Origin of the sequence: Marinobacter sp. F4216 (assembly GCF_019931195.1) — a bacterium.
Taxonomy (GTDB): domain Bacteria; phylum Pseudomonadota; class Gammaproteobacteria; order Pseudomonadales; family Oleiphilaceae; genus Marinobacter; species Marinobacter suaedae.
In genome coordinates this window covers 571177-596392 of record NZ_JAIOUO010000003.1, presented here as the reverse complement: position 1 = coordinate 596392, position 25216 = coordinate 571177, and the positions used below count along the sequence as shown (strand labels likewise).

Below are 25216 nucleotides of genomic sequence, written 5' to 3'. Positions count from 1 at the left end.
TTCAGCTAGGAAAGAACAAGAACAATCCAAGGAGAAGCACATGTCAAATTATTATCTGAACCGCCGAAAGTTCCTCCAAGGCAGCGCTGTTCTCGGCGCTGGACTTGTTGCCCCAACAATCTTTACCAGAGCCGCCAGTGCCTATACCAACGAACCCGGTTCAGGCAGCGTGGTACTTGGATTCAACGTTCCTCAATCCGGGCCTTATGCCGATGAGGGTGCCGATGAGTTGCGTGCCTACAAACTGGCCGTCAAGCATCTTAACGGTGAAGGCGACGGTGGCATGCTGAAGACGTTTTCATCGCAGGTGCTCAAAGGCACCGGTATTCTCGGCCGGAAGGTCGAATACGTCACTGGCGACACCCAGACCAAATCGGACGCGGCTCGTGCGTCTGCCCGTGCAATGATTGAAAAAGACGGTGCCATCATGATTACCGGCGGCTCTTCTTCCGGGGTCGCAGTTGCTGTTCAGTCGCTTTGCCAGGACGCGGGTGTCATTTTCATGGCCGGTCTGACCCACTCCAACGACACCACCGGCAAAGATAGAAAAGCCAACGGTTTCCGACATTTCTTCAACGCCTACATGTCGGCTGCGGCGCTGGCGCCGGTGTTGTCCGAGCACTATGGGAATGATCGCAAAGCCTACCATCTGACTGCGGACTACACCTGGGGCTGGACTCAGGAACAGTCCATGATGGCGGCGACTGAAGAGCTCGGCTGGGAAACCGTGAATACCGTTCGTACGCCTCTGTCGGCAACGGATTTCTCGTCCTACATTGCGCCAGTGACCAACTCCGGAGCGGACGTGCTGATCCTGAATCACTATGGCGGCAACATGGTGAACTCATTGACCAATGCGGTTCAATTCGGCCTTCGTGAGAAGATGGTCAACGGCAAGCAATTCGAAATTGTTGTACCGCTGTATTCCCGCCTCATGGCTCGTGGTGCCGGAGACTCCGTGAAAGGCATTTTCGGGTCTACCAACTGGCATTGGTCGTTGCAGGATGAGGGCTCGAAGGCGTTTGTCGAATCCTTTGGTAAAGAGTATGGCCAGCCCCCGTCGCAGGCTGCGCATACCTGTTATGTGCAAACCCTGTTGTACGCCGATGCCGCCGAACGAGCGGGCAGCTTCAACCCCTGTGCCATCGTAGAGGCGCTGGAAGGCTATGAGTTTGACGGCCTGGGCAATGGCAAGACGCTCTATCGCGCCGAGGACCATCAGTGCTTCAAGGATGTACTCGTGGTTCGAGGTAAGGAAAATCCATCGTCGGAGTTTGACCTGCTAGAGGTAGTCAATGTGACCTCTGCAGACAAGGTCACCTACGAGCCAGACCATCCGATGTTTGCCGGTGGCTCACTCGGCAAGTGTAATCCAGGCGCCTGATTTCAGGCACCTGGGCTTCCTCTGTTAAGTAGCGCACTGGCCGTCCCCGGCCAGTGCGCCTCTCCGACAGCCCGGTCTTGTTATGTCTGTCCCACTACAGACGCCTGTTGTTAGACAAGGTAAATACCGATGGATGCCATCCTTCTGCAAATACTGAATGGGCTCGATAAGGGCAGTGCCTATGCATTGATCGCGTTGGGGCTGACCTTGATATTTGGCACCCTGGGCGTGGTGAATTTCGCCCACGGCGCTCTCTTCATGATTGGTGCATTCTGCACAGTCACATTCAACAATCTGTTGTCCTACGAGAAAGTTACGATTTCCGAGACCGAAGTGAGTCCCTGGGGTACCCCACTGGAAATCGAGACTCCGTATGTCGAGCTCTGGTTCGGTGATTTCGGCGCGATGATGATCGATTACTCGGTGTTCTGGTCCATTCTGTTTGCTATTCCGGTGATGCTGTTGCTTGGCATCGTGATGGAGCGCGGCCTGATAAAGCACTTCTACAAGCGCCCCCATGCGGATCAGATCCTGGTTACCTTCGGCTTGGCCATTGTGCTGCAGGAGGTGATCAAGTCCGTTTACGGTGCCAACCCGATTCCCCAGCCGGCACCGGAGGCCTTTGTCGGCTCCATTGATGTCGGGGCGTTGATCGGTATGACGGAAAATTCCGTGCTCTATCCAATCTGGCGGATGGTGTATTTTCTGTTCGCGGTCGTCGTTATCGGCGGTATTTTTGCGTTTTTGCGCTACACCACCTTCGGCATGGTGGTGCGGGCTGGCATGGCCGATCGGGAAACCGTTGGTTTACTGGGTATCGATATCGACAAACGGTTTACGGCGATGTTTGGTCTGGCTGCTGTTGTCACCGGTTTGGCGGGCGTGATGTATACCCCGATCCTGTCGCCAAATTACCACATGGGCATGGACTTCCTCGTGTTGTGCTTTGTGGTGGTGGTCGTTGGCGGTATGGGCTCGCTGGCTGGTGCGGTGGCGGCGGGTTTTCTGCTGGGCATTCTGCAGAGCTTCGCTTCCATGCCGGAGGTGAAAGCTTTCCTGTTCGGATTTTCGATTGATCAGGTCATCATCTACCTGGTGGCAGTCATTATTCTGCTGACCCGTCCCCGTGGACTCATGGGGCGCAAAGGCGTAATGGAGACTTGATGTTATGTTGAAAACGCCACATACCAGCGACCGAACTCTGATGATTGTATTCACCATTCTGGTGCTGGCCGGGCCGCTGATTCTGGCGCCGGTGGGGGCCGGTTACCCGGACCTGATGCAGCGGTTCGTCATCTACGGCATCTTTGCCATTGGTTTCAACATCCTGTTTGGCTTGACCGGCTACCTGTCATTTGGCCATGCAGCGTTTTTGGGCGTAGGCAGCTACTCCGCGATCTGGATGCTGAAGTTGCTCAGCGTCAACATCGTGCCCGCTATTATTTTTTCTGTCGTGGTGTCGGGCCTGTTCGCGCTATTGATAGGGTATATCTCGTTGCGGCGGTCCGGGATCTATTTTTCGATCCTGACGCTGGCGTTCGCTCAGATGTCTTATAACCTGGCCTACTCGGTATTGACCCCCATCACCAACGGCGAAACCGGGCTGCAACTCGAGCTCGATGACCCCCGGATTCTGGATGGCGCCAGTGAGTCCGGCCAGGTGGCATCGCCCTCTTTATTCGGGTTTGAAATGTCCGATACGGCGGTCGTGCCGTTTCTCGGAATGGATTTGCAGTTTAACGTCGGGTTTTATGTCAGCGCGCTGATACTGATAGGCATGTTCTACCTGTCGTTGCGCATATTCCGGTCGCCGTTCGGGATGATGCTGAGGGCGATCAAAAGCAATCAGACCCGGCTTAACTATACGGGCTTCAACTCCCGGCCCTATGCGCTGACGGCTTTTGTCATCTCCGGCATGTATGCGGGGCTGGCGGGTGCCTTGCTCGTCTGTATGGATCCTCTCGCGGGGGCAGAGCGCATGCAATGGACCGCCTCGGGTGAGGTGGTACTGATGACCATTATGGGGGGCGCCGGGACGTTAATTGGGCCGGTACTCGGTGCCGGCATCATCAAGTACTTCGAGAACATTTTCAGCCGCATTAACGAATCCGTGGTTGAGGGGTGGTTCTCGGCATTACCAGAGGGCGTGACGGATGTACTGGTCGCTGTGGTTTCGCCATTCCTGGGCAGCGGCTGGCATATCTCCCTGGGGTTGATTTTCATGCTGGTGGTGATTTTTCTGCCCGGTGGCCTGGTGGAAGGTGCTGGTCGGTTGATGAATCTGGTTGTGCGGTTGTGGCAGTCCCGTAAAACCGGCGCCTCTCAGAGTGACACCGGCCCCGCGGATGGCGTCACCCCGGCTGAAGAAGTGTCGCACCGTTCCGTCAACACGAGGGAGTCTTAATCGTGGGGATACTCGAAGTAAAGGGTGTTAGCAAGCACTTCGGCGGTCTTCTGGCGTTGGATGACGTCAATCTGTCAATTCAACAGAACACCGTCCATGCCATCATCGGACCGAACGGTGCGGGCAAGTCCACGTTGTTGAACTGCTTTATCGGCAAGCTGTTGCCAGACACCGGCACGGTCATGTTCAACAACAAAAGCCTGCTGGGGCTGGCTCCGTACCAGATCAACCAGGCGGGCATCAGCCGTGTGTTCCAGACGCCGGAGGTGTTCTCCGAGTTAAGCATTCTGGAAAACGTGATGATTCCGGCCTTTGCACATCGGGACGGCGCGTTTCATCTCTCGCCCTTCAAGTCCCTGGCCAGGGAGACCTCCATACGCGAGCAGGCCGAGAAGATACTCCAGGATGTGGGGTTGATTGATGAGCGTCACCACACCGCGTCTGCTATGTCTCGTGGCAACAAACGAAGGCTTGAGATGGCGATGTGTCTGGTCCAGCAGCCCAAACTGTTGCTGCTGGATGAGCCGACGGCCGGTATGTCGCGATCCGACACCAATAACACCATTGATTTGCTGAAAACCATCAATGAGGCCCACAACATCACGTTCGTCGTCATCGAGCATGATATGCACGTCGTGTTCAGCCTGGCTGACCGGATCAGCGTGCTGTCACAGGGGCATGTGATTGTGGAAGATTACCCTGACAAGATCAAAGGCCACCCCGAGGTTCAGGAAGCCTATCTGGGCACGGCGGAGTCGGAGTGAATATCGTGCTTACAGCGAAGGAATGGAAATAATGGCGGAACAATCGGCGACCCATGTTACTCATCAGTCCAGCTCCGAATCAGCAAAACCTGCCTATTTTTCGGTTTGGGACCTGCACGCCTATTACGGAGAAAGCTACATCGTCCAGGGCGTAACGATGAATATCCATGAGGGGGAAATCCTCGCGTTGCTCGGCCGAAACGGGGCTGGGAAAACCTCGACCCTGCGAGCCATCGCCCGGGCGGATTCTCCCATGGTTACTCATGGCGAAATCTGGCTGGATCATCAGCCCTTGCACTCAATGAAAGCCTACCAGGCGGCTCAGAGTGGCTTGTCTCTGGTTCCCGAAGATCGTCGCATCATTCCCGGCCTGAGCGTTTTGGAGAACCTGAAGCTGGCTCAGCTGGCACCGCCTTCCGGCTGGTCCATTGATCGGATCTTCGAGCTGTTTCCCCGCCTGGGCGAGCGGCGTAATCAGGAGGGCACCACCCTGTCGGGCGGTGAGCAGCAAATGCTGGCCATCGGTCGGGCGCTGGCCCGGGATATCAAGCTATTACTGCTGGACGAGCCATACGAGGGGCTGGCTCCCATCATAGTGCAGGAAATCGAACGTACGCTGAAAGAAATCAAGTCGCTGGGGATGACTACCGTCATCGTCGAGCAAAACGCGATTGCAGCACTGAAGCTGGCGGACCGGGCAGTCATTCTGGAGTCCGGTCAGGTGGTGTTTGACGGTCTTGCGAGTGAGGTTCTGGAGAACGAGCAGCTTCGGCAGGACTATCTGGCCATTTGATGGCTGCCCCGGTGGGGCAGCTTCATTCTCCACTCCTGCAGACACTGCGTGTCTTCAACCTCCCGGGCCTCATCGAGTGTGGCCCATCGATTGCCTTCACTTTCGGAACGAAATCCTCAGAAAAGCAATGTTCGGCATAGACGCTGTTGCCTGCTGCGGCGCTGGCCTCGCGCATGGCAATGGAAGGGCGGGCAATGATGTCCGCTGCGGAAATCGATCATGGTGGTATTGCCTTGTAATTAATCTTATTTACTGCATTCTACAGGGCTATTCATTCATGCAACGGGAGGCCCACCATGACAGACACAACACTTAAGGAACAGCTGAATAACGCGGTAAAAAATGCCATGCGGAACAAGGAGAAAGATCGACTTGTCACGCTGCGGATGGCACAGGCTGCGGTGAAACAGATTGAGGTTGATGAGCGGCGGGAGCTGGGGGACGACGACGTGCTGAAGGTGCTGGACAAAATGCTTAAGCAGCGCCGTGATGCAGCCAGCCAGTACGACGATGCCGGACGCCAGGAACTGGCCGATAAGGAACGGGCGGAAATGGCGATCATTGAAGAGTTCATGCCGGCGGCCCTCAGTGATGAGGAGCTGGAAGGGCTGATTCGTTCAGCCATCAGCGCCACCGACGCCCAGGGCATGCAGGACATGGGACGCGTGATGAACGAGCTGCGCCCCCAGGTCACCGGCCGGGTTGATATGGGGCAGTTGAGCAAAAAGGTTCGGGCGGTGTTGGCAGGTCGATAACCGACCCGGTCGTTCATCCGCAATGGATGTCTCGGCCTACCAGTTGAGCTTGATACTGCCCAGAAGGGCATCCCCCAATCGGACATCCTGGGTACCCGCCTGCAGGTCCTGATAGCGAACGCGGGTATCCGCGCTCGCGCCAATCCCAAGCTCCAGGGCTGGCCATGCATCCCTGCCCGGGCGGATCCGGTAGCTCAGTTCGGCTCGCCATTCCCGCAGATAGAGCGAGCTCTCCACCGCCCGTGCTTTGTCGAGCGTGGCCCAGCGATCACCGTCTCGTCCTACCCGGAACACCCAGCGGTTCCCGGGGCCCTGCCAGCGCAGCAAAACCGGGAGGTCCACCAGCCAGTGACCGGTCTTGCTGGTATCTTCCCAACGCAGTCTGGGCAGCCACCGGAAGGACCCGAAGCGGTGATCGCCGCCAATCCCCAGACTCACCGGCGAGTGCCGGCCGACGGACCGTAACAAGGCAACTCGCCCGGTGATCACGTCGCTGTGAAAGTCCCTGTATTTGAACATGTTGGAGGTGCCGGCGACGCCAGCCCTGGCCTGCACGCGAAAGCGCCGGTGCTGCCACTGGCCATCGACAGTCAGTCGGTGCAGATGACCATTGTGGGCCGGTTCTCCGGTGCGGATGCGCAGGGGCTGGTAATCGTAGTCAAGCCCAATGTCTCCCCGGGTAACCTCCCTGCGCCAGCCAACGCCTCGCTGGGAGCGGGTGACTTCGGTTGCCGAGGGCTCATCGACCGGCCAGTCGTAGGGCTGCCACTGGCGGTACAGCAGATAAAAGTCGTCAGACGTGTGAGCGGCTACCGGCAGAGCCAGGGCGGTGAGCAAAAGAACACCTTGAGACAGATGCGAGCAAGTCCGCCACCCTGTGAATTGCATGGTCTTTGCCCTACGCTTGTAGCCATAACGTGGTCAGCCCAAACGGATTCCAGACGCCTATGTCCGACAAAGAGCTTCGCACCAGATCCGATAAACAATCTATTGATCAGTTTATCCAACAGGTTCGCAACCTGCCCACGCAGGCCGGCGGCGGAAGTCGGGGGCGACTGATCTTTGCCCTGGATGCCACCGCCAGTCGCGAGGCAACCTGGGATCAGGCCTGCCACTTGCAGAGTGAGCTGTTCCTGGCCACCCGTGATCTGGGAGGGCTCGCTATTCAGCTCGCCTACTACCGGGGCTTCCGTGAATTCAAAGCAACGGGTTTTGTGACCGAGACCGGCCAGTTGCTGAACCTGATGAACGGGGTTTCCTGTCGGGGCGGCCGCACCCAGATCAGCCGTGTTCTTGCCCATGCGGTGAAAGAAACCCGCGTTGAGCCGGTCAGAGCAGTGGTGTTTATCGGGGATTGTTGCGAGGAACCGGTGGATGAGCTGTGCCACAGCGCGGGAGAGCTGGGTATGCTGAGAACGCCGGTGTTCATGTTTCACGAAGGCGGCGATCCCCATGCCCGAGCGGTGTTTCAGCAAGTGAGCAAGCTTTCTGGGGGAGCCTATGCTCCGTTTGACCGCAACAGCCCTCAGGTTCTGAAGGATCTTATGGCCGCAGTGGCGGTCTATGCTTCCGGGGGTGCCAAGGCGCTGGAGGATTTTTCCAGCCGCAGCTCTGCAGAGGTCAAACGTCTGACCCGGCAAATCCGATAACGCTGTTGCCCATCCATTGATGACCGACCAAGACCAAGGAGTGTGAGTGCCACTGACGTTACTGCTAATTGGCCTGGGATTTATTGCCTGGGTCTGGCTGCGCAGCATGCCGGCCAGTCAGCGCAAGCCGGCCATCATGAAACTGACGTTGGTGGTTGGCACCTTCATCGTGGTATTGCTGGCCGCGACCGGTCGTCTGCATTTCGTGTTTGCCCTGCTGGCGTTACTGTATCCCCTGCTGAGAAAAATGTTTTCCTCGTGGTTGGCGAGTCTGGCATCCGATGACAATGGTCAGGCAAAAACCGGCCGACAGTCGCAGGTTTCCAGCGACATTCTTGAAATGACCCTGGATCACGACTCCGGATCCATGACCGGCAAGATCCTGAAGGGCCCCATGGCCGGCAGGGTGCTGGCGGAACTGAGCGAAAGCGAATTTCTGGAGTTGCTCAGGTACTGCCGCACGCAGGATGAGGACTCCGCCCGACTTCTGGAAACCTATCTCGATCGGCGGTTCGGTGACTCCTGGCGCGCTGACGATGACGCCGGGAGCGGCGGAGGCACGGAAGAGGGCGGGTCCACTGACAGAGGTAATGGCAGCGCGAATCTGACGGAAAGCGAAGCGCTGGATATTCTTGGTCTGGAGCCCGGTGCCAGCCGGGAAGAGATCATCCAGGCCCATCGACGGATGATGCAAAAAGTCCATCCCGATCACGGCGGCAGCAACTATCTGGCTGCCCGTATCAACGAAGCGAAGCTGCGCCTGCTAGGCTGAGGGTTCACGCTCTGCCGTTTGCCTGTATGCAGGCAGGCGCGCAGGTTACGTTAAGCGGCGATTCCATCCTCGATTACAGGAGATATCTGACATGAGTACCTACAAGGCAATCAAGCTGGTGAAGCGGCCTGCAGGATCCATCGGGCCGGAGCTGTTCGAGGTGGAGGAGAAAACCGTTCCAGAGCCTGCTGAGGGCGAGTTTCTGATCCGGCAAACCTATATGTCCCTGGATCCGGCCATGATGGGCTGGATGAGTGAGGACACCGACAGCTACATTCCCCGGGTCGAGCTTGGCGATGTCATGCGCTCATCGGGCATTGGCGAGGTGATCGCTTCCAGGCACCCGGACTTCAACGAGGGTGATCAGGTCATGGGGCTGTTTGGCTGGCAGGAGATGGTTCTGACCGATGGCACGGGCGTGAACAAGGTGGACAAATCGTTGCCACCGGAAATGGTTCTTGCGGTCTTTGCCCTGCCGGGGCTGACTGCCACGCAGGGGCTGTATGGCTATGGCTATCCCAGGGCGGGGGAGACGCTGGTCGTGTCCGGTGCTGCCGGCTCTGTCGGTTCCATCGTCGGGCAGTTGGCCAAGGCCGATGGACTCAGGGTTATTGGTGTGGTCGGCACGGACGAAAAGGCGGACTGGATTGTCAATGAACTCGGCTTTGACGGTGCGGTGAATTACAAGACCGATGATCTGGGGGCAAAGCTGGATGAATTGGCTCCGGACGGTATCGATGTGTATTTCGAGAACACCGGTGGCCCAATCCTGGATTATGTGTTTGAGCGAATGAATGCTCATGGTCGCATCGTGGTGTGCGGCCTTATTGCGGATTACACCTCGGCAAATCCGCGCCCCGGTCCCAACTGGATGCGCATCATCAAGAAGCGCTTGTCGATACAGGGCTTTACCATGCCGGATCACTGGGACAAAACCAAAGAACTGCAGGCCAAACTCACCCCCTACGTTCAGAAGGGACAGATCAAATACCGTGCGCATGTGCTGGAGGGCCTGGAATCGGCCATGAGCGGGCTGGGGTTGTTCCTGACCGGGGACAACAAGGGCAAGTTGATGGTAAAGCTCTAGGGCGAGCTTTACCGGTCTCGCTGGCGCACTGGCCTGCAATGCGTCAGAGGCACATCTGCACGGCGTCACCAATGGCCAGTTCACCCCCTTCCACCACGCGGGCTGTGATACCGCCGTGCCCCCGCATGGCGTTGTAGCCGCCTGGCCCCAGGGCCGTCTCCATCTTGCTGCAGGGATGGCACAGGCCGGTGTATTCCAGCACCACGCTGCCGACCCGGAAGCGTTTCCCTTTCAGTGCCAGAAGATTCAGACCCGAGACCACAATGTTGCGCCGGAACACTTCTGGCGGGATAGCCTCACGTTGCAGGCAGGAGGCGATGGCGTGCAGGTGCTCTTGCTGAATCAGGGTCACCTGCCGCTTACTGGTTTCCCGGCCTTTGAAGCGGTCACCTTCAAGGCCCTTGCCGGGAGTGACGGCTACCTGGTTGAGGGTGGTCATCGCCTCGCCCCGGGCCGGGCGGATGCCGATCCACTCGACGCGCCCGCACTGGGGCACGGTGTCCAGCAGGGATTGAAGTGAGGGCTTATCTGACATGGTTGCTCGCTCTGCTTTAAGTGCTTGAAATATCAGGGCAGACAGGTTATCTGTTACCCTTTTCTCATCGCGCTCTCCGTAACCTTCATTGCGATGGATAGCTCGTTTGCTTTGATACGTTAAACAACAAACAAGGAACTAATATGCCCGCTCAAACCGTCTGGATTACCGGCGCCTCCTCTGGCATCGGCGAAGCCCTGGCCATTCAATACGCAAGGGATGGTGCCCGTGTCGTGCTCTCCGCCCGACGCAAAGAGGAACTGGAACGGGTGGCCGGTCTTTGCTGTGATGCCGGCCTGTCGGAAGACAGCGTGCTGGTGCTACCCCTGGACGTAACCGACTGGGTTTCCTTGCCCGCGGCGGTTCAGACGGTGCTGGATACCTTTGGCACCATTGATTTGCTGGTGAACAACGCCGGCGTTTCCCAACGCTCCCTGTGCAAGGACACCGACATGGCGGTGTACCAGAAACTGATGGATGTGGATGTGATGGGGCAGATCGCGCTGACCAAGGCAGTGTTGCCCCACATGCTGGAGCGGGGCTCCGGGCATCTAGCGGTAACAGCCAGTGTGGCCGGCAAGGTTGGTGTCCCCCAGCGCACGGGTTACTGTGCTGCCAAGCATGCGGTCATGGGCTTCTTTGACGCCCTGCGGGCCGAGGTGGAAGGCCAGGGTATTCATGTGTCCACGATTGTGCCTGGTTTTATTCGAACGGATATCTCTCGCAACGCCCTGGCTGGCGATGGCTCAGCTTTCGGCAAAGTGGATGAGGATATCGCCGGCGGTATGGACGTGACCGAGTGCGCCGAGGTGGTGTTCAAAGGCCTTCAGGCGAAAAAGCGGGAAATCCCGGTGGGCAAGGGCAAGGAAATGGCCGCGCTCTGGATCAAACGAGCCGCGCCGGAAGCCCTGTTCCGGATCGTTCGTGCCCGGGCCTGAGTATCGTTGACATCCAGATAGCGGCACCTACTGGGTTACTTTTGCTGGCGCCGCTTTCTGGGTGGTCGCTTTTTTGCGCTCGCGCTGAGGGCGTTTTCTGATCGCCGGCGCAGGCGGTGCCGGCAGGTTCTTAACATAGGCACCGGGTGCCGGCTCAATCACCGGCAGATGACCTTGCTCTGCGGTTCGAGCTTTCACCTCGCCACCGCCAAAGGCCTCGGCCCATTCGACCCAGTCGGGCCACCAGGAACCCTCAAACTGCTTCGCTCCTTTGAGCCAGGACTCGGTATCCAGATCCGTGTCCTCGTTCACCCGGTATCCGTACTTTTTCTTGTCCGGCGGGTTGATGATACCCGCAATGTGCCCGGAGCCGCCGAGAACAAATCGCACCGGCCCGCCCAGGTTTCGGGAGCCCCGGTAGCAGGAGGTCCAGGGCGCGATGTGGTCCTCAATAGCCGAGGCAAAGTAACAGGGAATCGTCACCTTGCCCAGATCAATCGGGGTGCCCGCCAGTTCAATTCCGCCCGGCTCTTTCAGCCGGTTTTCCAGGTACATGTTGCGCAGGTAAAAACTGTGCATGGCGGCGGGCATGCGGGTGGTGTCGCAGTTCCAGTAAAGCAGGTCGAAAGGGGCAGTATCCCGTCCGAGCAGGTAATTGTTGATGTAAAAAGACCAGATCAGACTGTTGGCCCTGAGCATGTTGAAGGCGATGGCCATAGAAGAGCCATCAAGGTAGCCCTGCTTGTCCATGGCCTTTTCGATGGACCGGATGGCGTCTTCGTCGATAAACACCTTCAGGTCCCCGACGTCCGAGAAATCCATCAGGCTGTTGAGGAAGGTCGCGCTCTTGACCCGATCATCGCCCCGCGCGGCCAGCCAGGCCAGCGTGCAACCCAGCAGGGTGCCACCAATGCAGTAGCCCACGGTGTTGACCTCTCGCTCGCCGGTAGCGCGTTCGATGGCGTCCATGGCGGCGACCGGCCCCTCGAGCATATAGTCTTCAAAGCCCTTGTTGGCCAGTTCCGGGCCGGGGTTCACCCAGGAAACGACAAAGACCGTGTGGCCCTGTTCGACCCAGTAGCGGATGAACGACTTTCGCTCGCCCAGATCCAGAATGTAGTACTTGTTGATCCACGGCGGGATGACCAGCAAGGGCCGGCGGTGCACCGATTCGGTGGTTGGCCGGTATTGGATGAGCTGCATCAGATCGTTCTGGAAGATAATGTCCCCCGGTGTGTTGGCCAGGTTGTCACCCACGGCAAACGCATCCGGGTCGGACATGCGGAAAGGCATCGGGCCCTCTCCCTCATCCAGGTCTCTCAGCAGATTGGCCATGCCACGAAGCAGGTTCCTGCCCCGGGTCTTGAGGGTGGCACGCAGTACCTCCGGGTTGCTCAGGATGAAGTTGCTCGGGGCCATGGCATCGGTCATCTGTCCGATGAAAAAGTGCAGTTTGTGCCGGGTGTGATCGTCCAGCCCCCGAACATCATCAATGGTGTCCATGAGCCAGCGGTTGTATAGCAGGTAGGCCTGTTTGATGGCGTTGAAGGCCATGGTTTCGTTCCAGGCCTGGTCGCGAAACCGCCCGTCTCCGGGTTCGGGTTCCGCCACCTGCAGTGGCTTGTTGCCGATGCTGCTGGTCAGCAAACTCATCCAGAAGTTGCTCGCGTCCCGGGCCAGGCGCATCTGGGCGAACAGCAGTGTGTCGGGCTGGGTGGCGAGCTTGCCTGTCAGTACTGCGAAGGGGGTGACCAGGCTTTTGGTGCTGGCCGGATTGGGCGGTGCGCCGCGTAGCCGGCGCATGATGGAGCGTTTGATCAGGTGGCCGGCATGAGCCCCGGCCCGCGCGACAGAGCGTCGCACGACGTTGGGCTCAAACTCTGACGCGGATGTGGTCTTTACCGGTTGTTTGGACATGCTCACACGCTCCGCTTCGGGGTTACCGACCCCCTTACTACATGTAGACACCGCCGTTCACGTTGATCTGCTGGCCGGTGATGTAGTCGCCTTCCGCTGCGAGGAACACCACCGCGCGGGCAATTTCCTCCGGCTGGCCAAAGCGACCCATGGGAATACGGGCAATGATCTGTTCGCGGATGTTTTCAGGCACCTGCTCAAGCATCTCGGTTTCGGTGAACCCCGGGGCAATGGCATTGACGGTGATGTTGTACCTGGCCATTTCCAGTGCGAGGGTCTTGGTGAACGCGATAATGCCGCCCTTGCTGGCCGCGTAGTTGGCCTGCCCGAAGTTACCGGCCTGACCGACGAACGAGGTGATATTGATGATCCGGCCGAAGTTCTGTTCCATCATGATTTTCAGCACTTCGGAGCAGGTGGCGTAGACGCTTCCGAGATTGGTATCTAGCACGTCATTCCAGTCATCATCCGTGAGTTTCTTCATGGACTTGTCACGGGTGATGCCGGCGTTGTTGACCAGAATGTCGATGCGGCCCCAGGTGTCATAGACCTGATCTACCAGGCTGCGGGCTTCCGGCATCTTCGAGAGGTCCGCCTGGATGGCCAGGGAGCGGACGCCCAGTGCTTCAATCTCCCTGGCAACTTCGTCCCCTTCCGACTGACGCGATCGGTAGTTGATGGCAACATCCGCGCCACGCTGGGCGAGTTGGAGGGCGATGTGTCGGCCGATACCACGAGAGGCGCCTGTAACGATGGCGACCTTACCTTTGAGGTCTTGCATGATACTCTCCTTGAATCATGTGACTGTCTGCCGGGTAATCATTTTTCGTGTTAAATGATCACTCTGAAGTTAGCAGCGCTTCGGTGGGCTCACAAGAAACCGGCCCAGCCCCGGGTTGTCAGGCAGAACGGATGAAAGTCCGTAATTTTGGAGAAATTTCCTCCCGCCAGTGGCGTCCGTTGAACACACCGTAGTGGCCTGCACCCTGCTGGATATGATGGACCCTTCGGGCGCTGGGCACATTTATACATAGGTCGTGGGCGGCCCGGGTTTGCCCGGGGCTGGAGATGTCGTCCTTTGCCCCCTCGATGGTCATCAGGGCGGTGTTGCGGATGGCGGCCGGGTTCACCGGGCGGCCCCGGTGCCGCAAGCAGCCCCGGGCCAGATGGAATTCCTGGAACACGCGCTGAATGGTATCGAGGTAATAGGTGGCTGGCAGGTCCATCACCGCCAGGTACTCGTCGTAAAATTCCCGATGGCGGCTGATCCTGTCATGGTCACCTGCGCGCAGCGATTTGAACAGCTCACGATAGGCGCCAAGGTGGCGGTCGAAGTTCATGTTTATGAACCCGGCCAGCTGCAAAAAACCCGGATACACCTTGCGCATCGCCCCGGGGTAGGGCGCGGGCACCGGATGAACCAGGTTACGCTTGAACCAGCCCAGGCTGTGCTTGGTGGCCAGCTTGCAGGGCTCGGTGGGATCAATACGAGCGTCAATGGGACCGCTCATCAATGCAAGAGAGCTGGGTGTTGCCGGATGGCCGTCTTCCGCCATAAGGGCGGTGGCTGCGAGCACCGGTACCACAGGTTGGCACACGGCCAGTACGTGGGTATCCGGCCCAAGGTGTTCCATGAAATCGATGACGTAGTCGATGTAGTCATCGAGGCCAAAGTCGCCCATGGTCACTGGAACGCGACAGGCGTCCCGCCAGTCGGTAATGTACACATCATGATCCGGCAGCATGGCTTCGACAGTGCCTCTCAGCAGCGAAGCGAAGTGCCCGGATAACGGCGCAACGATCAGCAGTTTCGGGTCATCCGGGCGCTCCGTGCTGCGTTTAAAATGCTTGAGCTGGGCAAAGGGGTGGCGCTTGACGATGACTTCCTGCACATCAACCCGTTTGTCATCACAGACGGTCGAGTTCAGGTTGAAGGCAGGTTTTGGATAACGTCGGGTAAGGTCTCCGAAGACCTCGGAGGCGGACGCGATGCTGCGTGCTCCCGGGATATTGGACAAGGGACTGTCCGGATGCCGAAGCAGCTGGCTCTGGGCACCGGTCAGCATGCGCAGGGGCATCAGCGCGGCGCGGCTCATCTCGTGGGCGAAATACATCATGGCACGGTCCTGCTAGAGTTCTGGAATGCGGCATTTTTGAGCCAGTCCGTTGCCCCATGCACACCTGACGTTCGTGTCCCAAGGTTATCTTTAGCAAAATACACTATCACAGTTAAGGCAAGGTACGAGTGTCATTCGGTGTTGTGATACAACAAAGCTTCCCATGATGGATCGCGGAGTATTTATGTCAGAGCTTGAAGCGCAACAACGGGCAACGCTGGCCCGGCTGGAAAAATTCAGCCGCTTTACCGACAGCAGTATCCGAATACCGTTCACCAACACCACTATTGGTGCCGAGGCGGTGATTGGTCTGGTGCCAGTGGTGGGTGATGTGGCTGGTCTGGCGCTGGCAAGTTACGTTTTGATTGAGGCGCAGCGTGCCGGTGCCAGCAAAAACGTGAAGCTGCGTATGTTGCGCAACATGGCCATCGACTTTTTTGGTGGCCTGTTGCCGGTGGTGGGGGATGGCTTTGATGCGGTGTTCAAGGCGAATACCCGCAACACCCGGCTGCTGAAAAACTACCTGGAAGAGCAGCTGGCGGTCGAACCGCCGCCACCGCCTTTCCCCTGGAAAACCGTGATTGGCTTGTCCCTCTTGTTTGCCCTTATTACCGGCGGGTTAACACTCATTTTTTAATAGTCTGGCAGGCGTGACCGCAGGACATATTTCAGCTCACCAGGACGGCAGGACTGCTGTTATGATGACCTCCCCCGAAAGCGCACCGAGCCCCTGGATCAGTTTTCTGGCGCACTTGTTTCTGATCCTCGTGGCCTGGACATTGTTCATCAAATACCTGTTCCCGATGGGTTTTGCATGGGCCGCCGGGGAAGTCTGGTCAACCTATATCTACTGGGATCTGTGGCCGCTCGCCCACCTCTGGCTGGCGTGGAGCCTGCTCAGGCAACCGAGATACACGCGGGTTCTGGCAATCGGTATGTCGGTTGTCGCGATCCTGATTATCGTTACCCTGTTCACCCGGTTTCTTGCTGACCCGGAGTGGTCCATCTGGCGCACTAACTGGTTTGTGAACAAGGTGTTTGTGCTGGCGGCCTTTGCGCTCGTTTTGTGCACGGCATTATGGCGGCCCAAGCTTCTGAAGGGGCGTTCCGGCTGATGGAACCATTACCCGGCAAACTCATTTACCAAAATACAGACACGCCGTTTGAAGCGTGTCGCAGTGGAGCAAAGTCACTATGAGTGAACATCCGTCCGATCATGTGCTTGGCATGGATGGCGAAGAACGCTACGACTACTTTCTGGATGCAGTGGCGGAAGAACGGGAAATCTGGATTCTGGTCAATGAGGCCAGTCAGTTTCTGAAGATTGTCTCTGAAGAAGATCGCGTGGCGTATTTGCCGGTCTGGCCCAGCGATGCGTTTGCCGCCGATTACGCAGAAGGGGCAGGGGATTTGTCGCCAAAAGCGATTTCCCTGCCGGACTTTTTCAAGAAATGGGTACCGGGATTAACCCGGGATGGCATTGATATCGGGGTGTTTCCCGGTGCGCAAATCGAGCTCTGGATCACCGAGCCGGAGGAACTGAAGCGGGATTTGCAGGAAGTGCTGTCCGGGCCGGCTTTCTAGCTGGAGCCTATGTTCCGGCGCCATTCTAAACACCGACAATTTGAGCGCTCCGCCGCCGATAAATTGCTTCGCAGGCCGTGGATGAGCGGATCAGTCCTTCCTGAAAAGCTCGTTCATGTCCTTGAACGCCTTGAATTCAAGCGCGTTACCGCAGGGATCGAACAAGAACATCGTTGCCTGTTCCCCCACCTGCCCTTCGAAGCGAACATAGGGCTCGATCACAAATTTTGTTCCCAGTGATTTCAGACGCTCTGCGAGCGCTTGCCACTGGTTCCACTCGAGGATTACGCCGAAATGGGGAACAGGAACATCGTGCCCGTCGACCGGGTTAGTGTGCGCGGCTTTCTGGGAGGCTGTCTTCGGATGCTCGTGAATAACCAGTTGATGGCCGAAGAAATTGAAATCAACCCAGTGGTCGCTGGAGCGGCCTTCCTCCAACCCGAAGACATCGTTATAGAACTGCCGGGCGGCTACCAGATCGTATACGGGGATCGCCAGATGAAAGGGGGAAAGGCTCATCGAGTACTCCTTGGATTCTGATGAAATAAGTTTGGGTAATTTCTTGACGATCACATGAGGAGCGGACTCAGTCAACGGAAGTTCTTATTACATCTTGGGACGTCCTCGAACAGGCAATCCGAATAGTTGCAAATTGGGCGTTTTCGGTGGCAGGGATGCGTTCTGGAACCGCACTGTCAGAGACTGTTCCTGGGTGGGAAGGGTTCACGGAACATTCTCTTCCGCTCACTGCTGAAAGCTTGAACAAAAAAAGGCAGCCGAAGCTGCCTTTTTTACGAAACGTTAGTCGTCTGAATTACAGAGCGACAACGTTCTCCGCCTGAGGACCTTTCTGGCCCTGAGTTACGGTGAACTCAACCTGCTGGCCTTCAGCCAGGGTCTTGAATCCGCCGCCTTGAATAGCGCTGTAGTGAACGAATACGTCAGGGCCGCCTTCGCGAGTGATGAAGCCAAAACCTTTAGTTTCGTTGAAGAACTTAACGGTGCCAGTAACAGTAGACATATTAGATATTCCTGAATCAATTTTTTAATGAATTGCAGGCCAGACTTGTGCCGGGCATGCAACCGGGTGCGGAAACTAAGAAACACGCGGGATCAAAAACAGGACGGGTACTATTACTGCCAAACGTCTTATTCGTGAACTGCTTTGCTAACTCTTTCCAACGGCGACCACTGTACCCCTGTTGGTTGTGAATGACCAGCTTTTTTTATAAGGAAAACAACCTATAGGCGACAGCTGTCGTAAGGCATATCCATCTGCTTCTTTCATCATCACGGCTTTGTGAGTCAGCCAGTCGCCCAGTCTGGCCGTCATCAAAGGGAATGACGGATGGTAAGAGCCAATCAGATTGATCTAAGGCTTTCCTCCTGAAGCATGGAAGATTCATCGAGAGCGACTAGAGTTGGTGTGTTGATAACCAGAATGGTTCGTCCATTCGTTGGAGGAGGTCTGATGCTGTTGAGGTATCTGTTTGCGGCCCTACTGCTCGTCTTTTCGGTTGCGTCGGTCTACGCCTCGGCCATCTACACAGCTACCCTTGCCGGGGAAAACGAAGTGCCGCCGGTACAAACGCAAGCTTCTGGTGTAGCCAGTTTCGAACTCGATGCTACGCAGACCCGGTTGGACTATCGGGTTGACGTATCGGGCCTCAGTGACGTGATTGCGGCACACCTGCACCTGGCGCCGACCGGCCAGAACGGCGGCGTAGTCGCGAATTTATTGGCGTCTGCTGTTCCCGGTGGTGTGGTGAATGGGCCACTTGCAACCGGCACCCTGGAAGAGGCGGACCTCGTTGGAACCTTGACGGGGGCGTTTAGCCTTTTTATCGATGCGCTGAACACCGGAAGCTTGTACGCCAACGTGCATACTGAAGCCCATCCCTCGGGTGAGATTCGGGGGCAGGTAGGGCCTGTATCCATTGCTGAGCCCTCCTCGATAGCATTGATCCTGCTGTCGGTCGTGGTGTTTTTAATGCTGCGTCGGCACTGATGACCCTGCGGTGAGGCAAACCGCTTTCTGAATTTGCCCGCAGGTCTCCGCTTTAAGCCCGTTCGGGCGGATCAGGTGCCTTCACTCAAGGGCACCAGGGAAAGATCCTTCTCCAGCCGATAAGTCTCGAAATCACGCGCAAGAAACAGGTTGCCCTGGTAGTGCTGCATGGCTTCGGCTGCTACCTGGCTGATGTGGGGCGTGCCAACCGGGCCGGACTGGTAACGGGAACTGAAGTGGGTGAGCACCAGGTTGGGCAGCTTTACCTGCTGGGCAAAGCGGGCTACCTGTTCGGCTGAGCTGTGTTGTGGCCAGGGGCCGACCCGGTCGGCCACTTCCTGGGTGTAGGTGGATTCGTGGACCAGCACATGGCTGTCCCTGGCGGCCTCTGCCAGCAGTTCGGGGGTGTCGTTGTCGCCCGCGACGATGAGTCGGCGTGCCGTGCGGGGGAGGTGTGTGTAATCGTCGCTTCTGATCAACCGCCCGTCATCGAGCAGCACGTCATTGCCTTTCTGCAATTCGCCCCAGCTCGGTCCTGGCTCGATTCCGTCCTGCCTCAATTCTGCCTGAAGGAGCTGGCGCTCCAGATGGCGCTCGGTGAACTTGTAGGCACGGCAGGGTACGCGGTGGGACAGGGCCACATTGGTGACGCTGAAATAGTCGTCCTGCCAGTAAAAGTCGGGTGCTTCGGAGTCAATAAAGTTCAGGGAATAACTGAGGCTGGAATCACTGCTGTTGATTACAGCATGGATCAGGCGCTGAACCTGGGTGGGGGCAATAATATCCAACGGTTCAGTACGGCCAAGCATGGAGGCGCTGGTGAGTAGCCCTGGCAGGCCGAAGGTATGGTCACCGTGAATATGGGTAATGAAGATCGCCCGTAGCTGCATCACCGAGTAGCGGGTACGCAACAACTGGTGCTGGGTGCCTTCACCGCAGTCCACCAGATACCATGGCTTGGGGCCAGACCGGCACAAAGCCAGCCCCGTCACGTTTCGCGACCGTGTCGGCGTACCGGCGGATGTGCCCAGAAAGGTGAATTCCATGGTTTCCTGTTGGGTGCTCAGGGTATCTCTTCAAATAATGTACCCAACCTTGGCTGTGGTGTCAGTTTCCCGCATAACCGAAGGGCTTCCCAGAAACTCACCTGATTGGCGGTGAGCACCGTGGTGTCCGTGATTTCTTCAAGTTCCGCCAGCCAGGCGACAGAGTGCAGGGCGGTGTCGGGAATAAGAAGGGCATCAACCTCTCTGGGGGTATTCTGGAACGCGAGTTCGATGACGTCCTCTTTCCCAAGAGTTCCCACCTCAACGGCGGTCACAATTCCCCGACTCGAATGGTGAACCACATCGATATCGAAATGATTGAGGAACTGGCAAAACAGAAGCGCCACATCTTCCGGGTAGGTGGCAGCGATGGCGACGCGCTTGGCATCAACCGCTTTCACGGCCCGGGCAAACGCCATGGCGGTTGTGGATGCCGGCACCCCGAGCTGCTTTTCCAAAGCGTCGATCTGCTGGCGGATTCCATCCAGTCCCAGAACGAAACTTGCGCTGGTGGATGTCCACATCACCGATTCGATGCCGAAGCCTTCGAGGGACGTTGCGCCCTGTAACAGCCGGCTCACGCTGCCCATTTCGCTCAGCGCTTCGACCGTGTGGGCGTCTTCCAGAAACCCGGTGTGGACCAGATGAACCTCGGCTGGCGGTTCGATCATGGTACCCATCAGGGGAAAGTCATCTTCGGCCGCGTGGCCGGGGTAGAGGAAGCCCAGTCTGGCGGGCTGTATGCGGGGCATGCTTCCCTCCTTTTTCGTGGCTCATCCAGTGATCGGGTGGGGCTGGAACATGAGTGTTTGTTCTGGATCCGAACTTTGTTTGAGCTTAATAACCTCAAGTTAGTCTATGGCCGCCTCTTGCGAAGCGTTTTACCGCGGCCCCGACTCTCGCTTTTTGCAAATTTTTACTTGTCCAGATGGGGGAGGGTTTCATTTTTTGCTTTACAGTACAGTGCAGTAGAGATGGATTTTACGGATATAGAGGACAACAAATGGATCTTGTTTTCGCCCTTCAGGTGATCGTTACTGGCTTCCTGATTTCTTTTTTCGCGCCTTCCGTGGCTCGAAAGCAGTCGTTGTCTCGCTCTTCGCTGGCACCCGTTGTACTTTTCGTTCTCTGTCTCGGTGAAGCCGAAATAGCGCAGGCTGCGGTTTACAAGTGTGTTGGAGAGGACGGGGAGTTGATGTTTACCGATCGTCCTTGCCCATCGGCAAGGGTGACTGACAACCTGGTTGATGTGACGCCCCCCGGCGCATCCACCAAATCAGAGACCCGGTTAACCCGGACAGATTCCACCAGCCGTGCACCTTCAAACACGCAGACAAGCATGTCCTGGAAGGCGAAGTGCACGTTCGAGAACGGCAAAACGGAGTGCGCAGAGGTCCAGCCGGATGTGCCTGATGTCGGAACGCTCAATTGTGAGCAAGCAACGAGAAGGGCGTATCAATGGATCAATCCACGAATTGAAAGCCGCCTCGTAAACAGCAACAGCAACAGCAACAGCAACAGCAACAGCAATGATGGTCCGGACTATCTTCTGGACACCTATCGGCAGATGAAGGTGGATACCAGCTTCTCTCGCTGCCAGAAAGCCACCGGATTATCACGCCGGTTCTTCCAGTGTCTCGACACGCCAGATAGCTGGTTGCCAGCTTGTATTCAGGAATTCCCGAGAATGTGACCCGCGTGTGAAGGTGGTTCCCTTCCCCTGCCAAGTCCGCGCTATGCTGAAGATGGAATTTTGGTTTTCAGGAGACCCCAACTATGCGTGTCGAGTCCATGGCGGTATACACAGCAGAGCTGGAATACGCCGGCAAGGCCTACGCGTTCGCGGGTGGGCGATCCCATACGGTGTTCACCGCGACAGTCGTGGCCCTGGAGACCGATACCGGTCTGGCGGGATACGGGGAAGTGTGCCCCTGCGGTCCGAATTACATGGCAGCGTTTTCGGAGGGGCTGCCCTCATGTCTCGAGGTACTGGCCCCCACCGTCATTGGGCAAGATCCACGGCAGGTTGCCCGCATCAACGAGCGAATGGATCAGGCGCTGACCGGTCACGCCGTTGCCAAGGCGGCGATTGATATCGCGTGCTGGGATCTGCTGGGTAAGGCAGCGGGGTTACCGGTGTACACCCTGCTGGGTGGCCTGTTGAACCCGTCTATGCCGTTGCACCGGATCGTGCCCCTGGCGGAACCCGGGGAAATGGAGGCTTCTTTACATCAATACCGTGCAGAGGGCTTTCGGCATATCCAGATCAAGCTGGGACATGAGGTTGAGGCGGACATCGCGCTGATGCAAGGGCTTGGCCGGCTCAAACAGCCGGACGAACTCTGGGTTGGCGATGTAAACGCCGCGTGGCGTCGGGATCAGGCACTGCGGTTCTCCAGGGCGGTCGAGGATATCGATGTCTTCCTGGAACAACCTTGCCGCGGTTATGACGAATGTCTGTCGGTACGGCGGCGCTCCCGGCACCCCATCAAGCTGGATGAAGGGCTGAATTCGCTGGCGGATGTTCAGCGGGCGATACGGGATGACGCCATGGATGCCATGGCCCTGAAGGTCAGCAAGTTTGGTGGCCTGACCCGGTCACGGGTTATACGGGATGTCTGCGCGGATGCCGGTATTCCCATGACCATCGAAGATGCCTGGGGCAGCGGCATAGCGACCGCTGCCTACGCTCACCTGGCAGCCAGCACGCCAGCGCAGGCATTACTGAACACCACGGATCTGCATAACTACAACACGTCACAGCTGGCCACAGGTGCGCCGGAGGTTGCCGGTGGCCGGATGAGCCTGAGTGATCGGCCGGGCCTGGGGGTAGAACCGGATTTCTCGGCACTGGCGTTGCATGACGTGTTTGAATGATCTGGCCATCACACAGGTTTCACTTCCTGGGGTCAGCCGCCACTGCTCGGTGATTTCGTCCACTGAGTACAGTGATCAGGTGTTGGGTCAGCCTGAGCGCTCCGGAGAGCAGGGGAGCAAGCAACCAGAGCATCCATCGGGCCAGATAGATGGCGGGTAGCAGCAGCAGGAACCAGCCGACGATCTGAAATGCCAGGGCCGGCACATTGAAGACTTCCGCCAGTTCCGCAAACAGATCGTTGATGATGCTGGGGTGGGATAGCACCAGGTACCCGGCCCCGATGATCGCTGGCCATTTGGCGTATCGGGCACTGCTCAGCACCCACCGCGCGCTCTGGCTTGCGCGGGTAGTGAGGGCAGCGGTACGGGTGCTCCGGCTGGCGCCACGGGTGGTCACCGCAGTTGCGCGGCCTAAACGTAGAACCTTGGTTGCGCTGGCAAATAGCAGTACATCCACCGAGGCCCAACCGATATCACCGGCAGAGATGGCTTCTTCCGCCCGGTATTTGATTTCAAGATCCCGAATGCCGCTGGTGAAAAACTGGTTCAGCCCCTCCAGCACTCGTTCGGTTGCAATCCAGTGGGTATTGCCCTGAGCATCCACCTTAAACTGACCAATGAAGTCATGGCCTTCGCTCTGAATGAAATTCACCGCGTACCAGCCACGCTCTTGCGGGGGCATTGGTTCGCTGAAGGTAACTGCTTGCTCCTCAGACACTTCAGTATCGGGTTCTCCGTAGAAGAAACGTTTGATCGCTTCATACTGCTCCGCGGCGTCCCGCATCCATTCAATCGAGCGGATGGGGTGGTTCACAAAGTACTGAATCGGCGGTAGGGCATGCTCTCCGTAGCGCCTCAGGATGTTCTGGAACTCTGGTTCGGAGCCGTAAAGCGGGAAGAGCGAGCGGGCCATCTCCGGGTAGCGCATCAAGGCCGCCTCGGCTTTCAGGAGCAGCAAGCGGTCGTCGGCGATATCTATAAGAAACGCTTGAACCTCGACGGGCTGCTCGTCCAACTCCGGAAAGTCTTCCAGCACATCGCCGGCATGAACCTGTATCAGCCGTTGCTCGATGGGCACCGGCTTGATCGCCAGGCTGATACAGAGTGCCAGTATCAAAGCGATGCTGCTGATCAGGAATAGTTTCTTCACAGGTCTTCCGTGCGTCATTGGTCTCAGAAGTTGAGACCACCGGGTCGTCCAGACGTATTGCCAATCTATTTGAGCTTATTTTTGTTGGGTTGTCAGTGACGGCGACGCTATTTTCCGAGTATCGCTCCCAGGACACGGAGGTTCGCGACGTGATCGCAAATCGACTTGGTGATCATCAGAATCGGTGTGGCAACGATCAGGCCGACCGGCCCCCACAACCAGCCCCAGAACAACAGCCCGACAAAAATGGTCACCGCATTGAGACTGGTAATGAAACTGGTCAGCCAGGGCGTCAAAAAGTAGCCCTGCAGGCTGCTGATGATCAGGGAGAGGCCGCCAACGATAACGGCCATGTTCAGTTCGCCGAATTGCACAAATGCGGCAAGGCCCGACCCCAGAAATACCAGGAAGGGACCGAGGTAGGGAATGCCGCTGGCTATCCCGGCCAGCACGCCCCAGAGTGCCGCCTGATCGAGATTCACTGACAGGAAGGCCAGCCATGTGGCAATACCGACTACCAGGCCACTGAGTACGGTCACGAACAGGAACCGACGCACCTGCCGGTGGACATCCGCTATGATCCGCTCCGCCTTGCGCATGCGGGCGATGGAGGGTCCGGATATTTTGACCACTTTCCGTTTGTAGAGCGATCCGGCGGACAGCAGGAAGTAGACCAGAAACAGCACCGAGAAAAGCTGTGAAATCAGCACCAGCGCTGCCGGTGTGCTTTCGATGACGTATTGCTGGATATCAAACGGCTTTTCCACTTGCTGAACCCGAGTGACACCCACTGGAGGGCGAGCGGACTCCTCAGACCCGTTTGATGCGGTGTCCTTGATTTCCTTGGCAACTTTCTGTGCCTTCTCGACGATGCTTTCCTCGTCTGGTGTATTCAGCTGCTTTCGCTGGAACTTGTCGAAAGCTGCTGGAATACGGTCGAGCATGGTGATGGCTTCGTTTTTCAGGGGAATGCTGGCGAACCCGACGATGCTTACCAGCAACGTCAGGACAATGGCCGCGCCCAGAGGGCGGGGAATCCTGAGACGGCTGAGGCCTGATACCAGTGGGTCCAGCGTAAAGCTGATGAGTATCGCCACCACCAGTGGCAGAAGCACCGCCTTGGCCCACTCTATGAAGTACAGGGTAACGATGCTGGCCACAACAAGCAGCGCAACGCTTCGAATGTTAACGGCCTCCAGCAGGGGTGGATTCCTGCTGTCAGGTTCTGGGCTCTTTGCGTTGCTTTGGCCGTTTCGTCCGTTTGATTCCATGAGCGAAAACACTCTTGTTGTTGGCAGTGTCGTTAGTGAGTCTAGTGGCTATTCGCGCAATGCGCGGGGTGATGGTTTGCGTGTCGCCCCAGCCGGCGGTTCGGTGCCAATGTGCTAAGCTCATTCGATGATGGTGACTGGTTGAGTCGCACTCGGATTCGGGCT

Annotated in this window: 27 protein-coding genes; 16 read left to right on the top strand and 11 right to left on the bottom strand. The window is 57.5% G+C overall.

Going from position 1 to position 25216, the window contains the following annotated elements:
• The first annotated feature begins 40 nt into the window (after positions 1-40).
• The 6 genes from K8I84_RS08245 (at position 41) to K8I84_RS08220 (ending at position 6100) form a co-directional block, all read left to right on the top strand.
• A complete protein-coding gene (locus K8I84_RS08245; RefSeq protein WP_223794266.1) occupies positions 41-1384 on the top strand; it encodes a substrate-binding protein in 1344 nt (447 codons plus the stop codon).
• Positions 1385-1513: 129 nt separating this feature from the next.
• Positions 1514-2548, top strand: coding sequence for a branched-chain amino acid ABC transporter permease (locus tag K8I84_RS08240; RefSeq protein WP_223794265.1), 1035 nt, complete (start codon positions 1514-1516; stop codon positions 2546-2548).
• Between the two features lie 4 nt (positions 2549-2552).
• Positions 2553-3788, top strand: coding sequence for a branched-chain amino acid ABC transporter permease (locus K8I84_RS08235; RefSeq protein ID WP_223794264.1), 1236 nt, complete (start codon positions 2553-2555; stop codon positions 3786-3788).
• A gap of 2 nt (positions 3789-3790) precedes the next feature.
• Positions 3791-4552 (top strand): ABC transporter ATP-binding protein, encoded by a 762-nt coding sequence (locus K8I84_RS08230; protein WP_223794263.1) that lies wholly within the window; start codon positions 3791-3793, stop codon positions 4550-4552.
• A 31-nt stretch (positions 4553-4583) separates the two neighbouring features.
• On the top strand, positions 4584-5345 hold the full coding sequence (locus K8I84_RS08225; RefSeq protein ID WP_223794262.1) for an ABC transporter ATP-binding protein: 762 nt from the start codon (positions 4584-4586) through the stop codon (positions 5343-5345).
• A 296-nt stretch (positions 5346-5641) separates the two neighbouring features.
• Positions 5642-6100, top strand: coding sequence for a GatB/YqeY domain-containing protein (locus tag K8I84_RS08220; protein ID WP_223794261.1), 459 nt, complete (start codon positions 5642-5644; stop codon positions 6098-6100).
• A gap of 36 nt (positions 6101-6136) precedes the next feature.
• Here K8I84_RS08220 and K8I84_RS08215 read toward each other — a convergent pair whose 3' ends face one another.
• Positions 6137-6937: a hypothetical protein gene (locus K8I84_RS08215; protein ID WP_223794260.1), complete on the bottom strand. Its 801-nt coding sequence runs from the start codon at positions 6935-6937 to the stop codon at positions 6137-6139.
• A 110-nt stretch (positions 6938-7047) separates the two neighbouring features.
• Between K8I84_RS08215 and K8I84_RS08210 the strand changes: the two genes are divergently transcribed.
• The 3 genes from K8I84_RS08210 (at position 7048) to K8I84_RS08200 (ending at position 9608) form a co-directional block, all read left to right on the top strand.
• Positions 7048-7749, top strand: a complete 702-nt coding sequence (locus K8I84_RS08210) for a VWA domain-containing protein (RefSeq protein WP_223794259.1) — start codon at positions 7048-7050, stop codon at positions 7747-7749.
• A 46-nt stretch (positions 7750-7795) separates the two neighbouring features.
• Positions 7796-8521 (top strand): molecular chaperone DnaJ, encoded by a 726-nt coding sequence (locus K8I84_RS08205; RefSeq protein WP_223794258.1) that lies wholly within the window; start codon positions 7796-7798, stop codon positions 8519-8521.
• 91 nt (positions 8522-8612) lie between these two features.
• Positions 8613-9608: an NADP-dependent oxidoreductase gene (locus K8I84_RS08200; RefSeq protein WP_223794257.1), complete on the top strand. Its 996-nt coding sequence runs from the start codon at positions 8613-8615 to the stop codon at positions 9606-9608.
• A 43-nt stretch (positions 9609-9651) separates the two neighbouring features.
• Here the strand turns inward: K8I84_RS08200 and K8I84_RS08195 are convergent, their stop codons facing one another.
• A complete protein-coding gene (locus K8I84_RS08195) occupies positions 9652-10143 on the bottom strand; it encodes an MOSC domain-containing protein (RefSeq protein WP_223794256.1) in 492 nt (163 codons plus the stop codon).
• Between the two features lie 143 nt (positions 10144-10286).
• On the opposite strand from K8I84_RS08195, the gene K8I84_RS08190 reads away from it, so the two are divergent.
• Complete coding sequence (locus K8I84_RS08190; protein ID WP_223794255.1) at positions 10287-11081, top strand: SDR family oxidoreductase; 795 nt, start codon at positions 10287-10289, stop codon at positions 11079-11081.
• Positions 11082-11108: 27 nt separating this feature from the next.
• On the opposite strand, the gene K8I84_RS08185 is transcribed toward K8I84_RS08190, so the two are convergent.
• The 3 genes from K8I84_RS08185 to K8I84_RS08175 form a co-directional block, all read right to left on the bottom strand.
• Complete coding sequence (locus K8I84_RS08185; protein WP_223794254.1) at positions 11109-12998, bottom strand: PHA/PHB synthase family protein; 1890 nt, start codon at positions 12996-12998, stop codon at positions 11109-11111.
• A 37-nt stretch (positions 12999-13035) separates the two neighbouring features.
• Positions 13036-13779 carry a 3-oxoacyl-[acyl-carrier-protein] reductase gene (fabG, locus tag K8I84_RS08180; RefSeq protein WP_223794253.1) on the bottom strand — a complete coding sequence of 248 codons (744 nt, stop codon included), beginning with the start codon at positions 13777-13779 and terminating at the stop codon, positions 13036-13038.
• Positions 13780-13897: 118 nt separating this feature from the next.
• On the bottom strand, positions 13898-15115 hold the full coding sequence (locus K8I84_RS08175) for a polyhydroxyalkanoate depolymerase (RefSeq protein ID WP_223794252.1): 1218 nt from the start codon (positions 15113-15115) through the stop codon (positions 13898-13900).
• Positions 15116-15299: 184 nt separating this feature from the next.
• Here K8I84_RS08175 and K8I84_RS08170 point away from each other — a divergent pair, with 184 nt between their 5' ends.
• From K8I84_RS08170 to K8I84_RS08160, 3 genes are all read left to right on the top strand, one after another.
• Positions 15300-15752, top strand: coding sequence for a DUF4112 domain-containing protein (locus K8I84_RS08170; protein ID WP_223794251.1), 453 nt, complete (start codon positions 15300-15302; stop codon positions 15750-15752).
• A gap of 61 nt (positions 15753-15813) precedes the next feature.
• Positions 15814-16230, top strand: coding sequence for a hypothetical protein (locus tag K8I84_RS08165; protein WP_223794250.1), 417 nt, complete (start codon positions 15814-15816; stop codon positions 16228-16230).
• Positions 16231-16309: 79 nt separating this feature from the next.
• The gene (locus K8I84_RS08160; protein ID WP_223794249.1) at positions 16310-16699 is read left to right on the top strand and encodes a DUF2750 domain-containing protein; all 390 of its coding nucleotides are present in this window, start codon (positions 16310-16312) and stop codon (positions 16697-16699) included.
• A 90-nt stretch (positions 16700-16789) separates the two neighbouring features.
• On the opposite strand, the gene K8I84_RS08155 is transcribed toward K8I84_RS08160, so the two are convergent.
• Together K8I84_RS08155 and K8I84_RS08150 are read right to left on the bottom strand one after the other, a co-directional pair.
• The gene (locus K8I84_RS08155; protein ID WP_223794248.1) at positions 16790-17218 is read right to left on the bottom strand and encodes a VOC family protein; all 429 of its coding nucleotides are present in this window, start codon (positions 17216-17218) and stop codon (positions 16790-16792) included.
• Between the two features lie 295 nt (positions 17219-17513).
• On the bottom strand, positions 17514-17720 hold the full coding sequence (locus K8I84_RS08150) for a cold-shock protein (protein WP_223794247.1): 207 nt from the start codon (positions 17718-17720) through the stop codon (positions 17514-17516).
• Positions 17721-18170: 450 nt separating this feature from the next.
• On the opposite strand from K8I84_RS08150, the gene K8I84_RS08145 reads away from it, so the two are divergent.
• On the top strand, positions 18171-18707 hold the full coding sequence (locus K8I84_RS08145) for a CHRD domain-containing protein (RefSeq protein WP_223794246.1): 537 nt from the start codon (positions 18171-18173) through the stop codon (positions 18705-18707).
• Positions 18708-18778: 71 nt separating this feature from the next.
• On the opposite strand, the gene K8I84_RS08140 is transcribed toward K8I84_RS08145, so the two are convergent.
• Positions 18779-19753, bottom strand: a complete 975-nt coding sequence (locus K8I84_RS08140; RefSeq protein ID WP_223794245.1) for a ribonuclease Z — start codon at positions 19751-19753, stop codon at positions 18779-18781.
• A gap of 17 nt (positions 19754-19770) precedes the next feature.
• Entirely contained in the window at positions 19771-20505 is a 735-nt protein-coding gene (locus K8I84_RS08135) for a maleate cis-trans isomerase (RefSeq protein WP_223794244.1), read from the bottom strand.
• 251 nt (positions 20506-20756) lie between these two features.
• Between K8I84_RS08135 and K8I84_RS08130 the strand changes: the two genes are divergently transcribed.
• A complete protein-coding gene (locus tag K8I84_RS08130) occupies positions 20757-21446 on the top strand; it encodes a DUF4124 domain-containing protein (protein ID WP_223794243.1) in 690 nt (229 codons plus the stop codon).
• A gap of 83 nt (positions 21447-21529) precedes the next feature.
• The gene (locus K8I84_RS08125) at positions 21530-22630 is read left to right on the top strand and encodes a mandelate racemase/muconate lactonizing enzyme family protein (protein ID WP_223794242.1); all 1101 of its coding nucleotides are present in this window, start codon (positions 21530-21532) and stop codon (positions 22628-22630) included.
• A gap of 19 nt (positions 22631-22649) precedes the next feature.
• On the opposite strand, the gene K8I84_RS08120 is transcribed toward K8I84_RS08125, so the two are convergent.
• Both K8I84_RS08120 and K8I84_RS08115 read right to left on the bottom strand, forming a co-directional pair.
• Positions 22650-23780: a hypothetical protein gene (locus tag K8I84_RS08120; protein WP_223794241.1), complete on the bottom strand. Its 1131-nt coding sequence runs from the start codon at positions 23778-23780 to the stop codon at positions 22650-22652.
• A gap of 107 nt (positions 23781-23887) precedes the next feature.
• Positions 23888-25051 carry an AI-2E family transporter gene (locus tag K8I84_RS08115; RefSeq protein WP_223794240.1) on the bottom strand — a complete coding sequence of 388 codons (1164 nt, stop codon included), beginning with the start codon at positions 25049-25051 and terminating at the stop codon, positions 23888-23890.
• Positions 25052-25216: the final 165 nt, after the last annotated feature.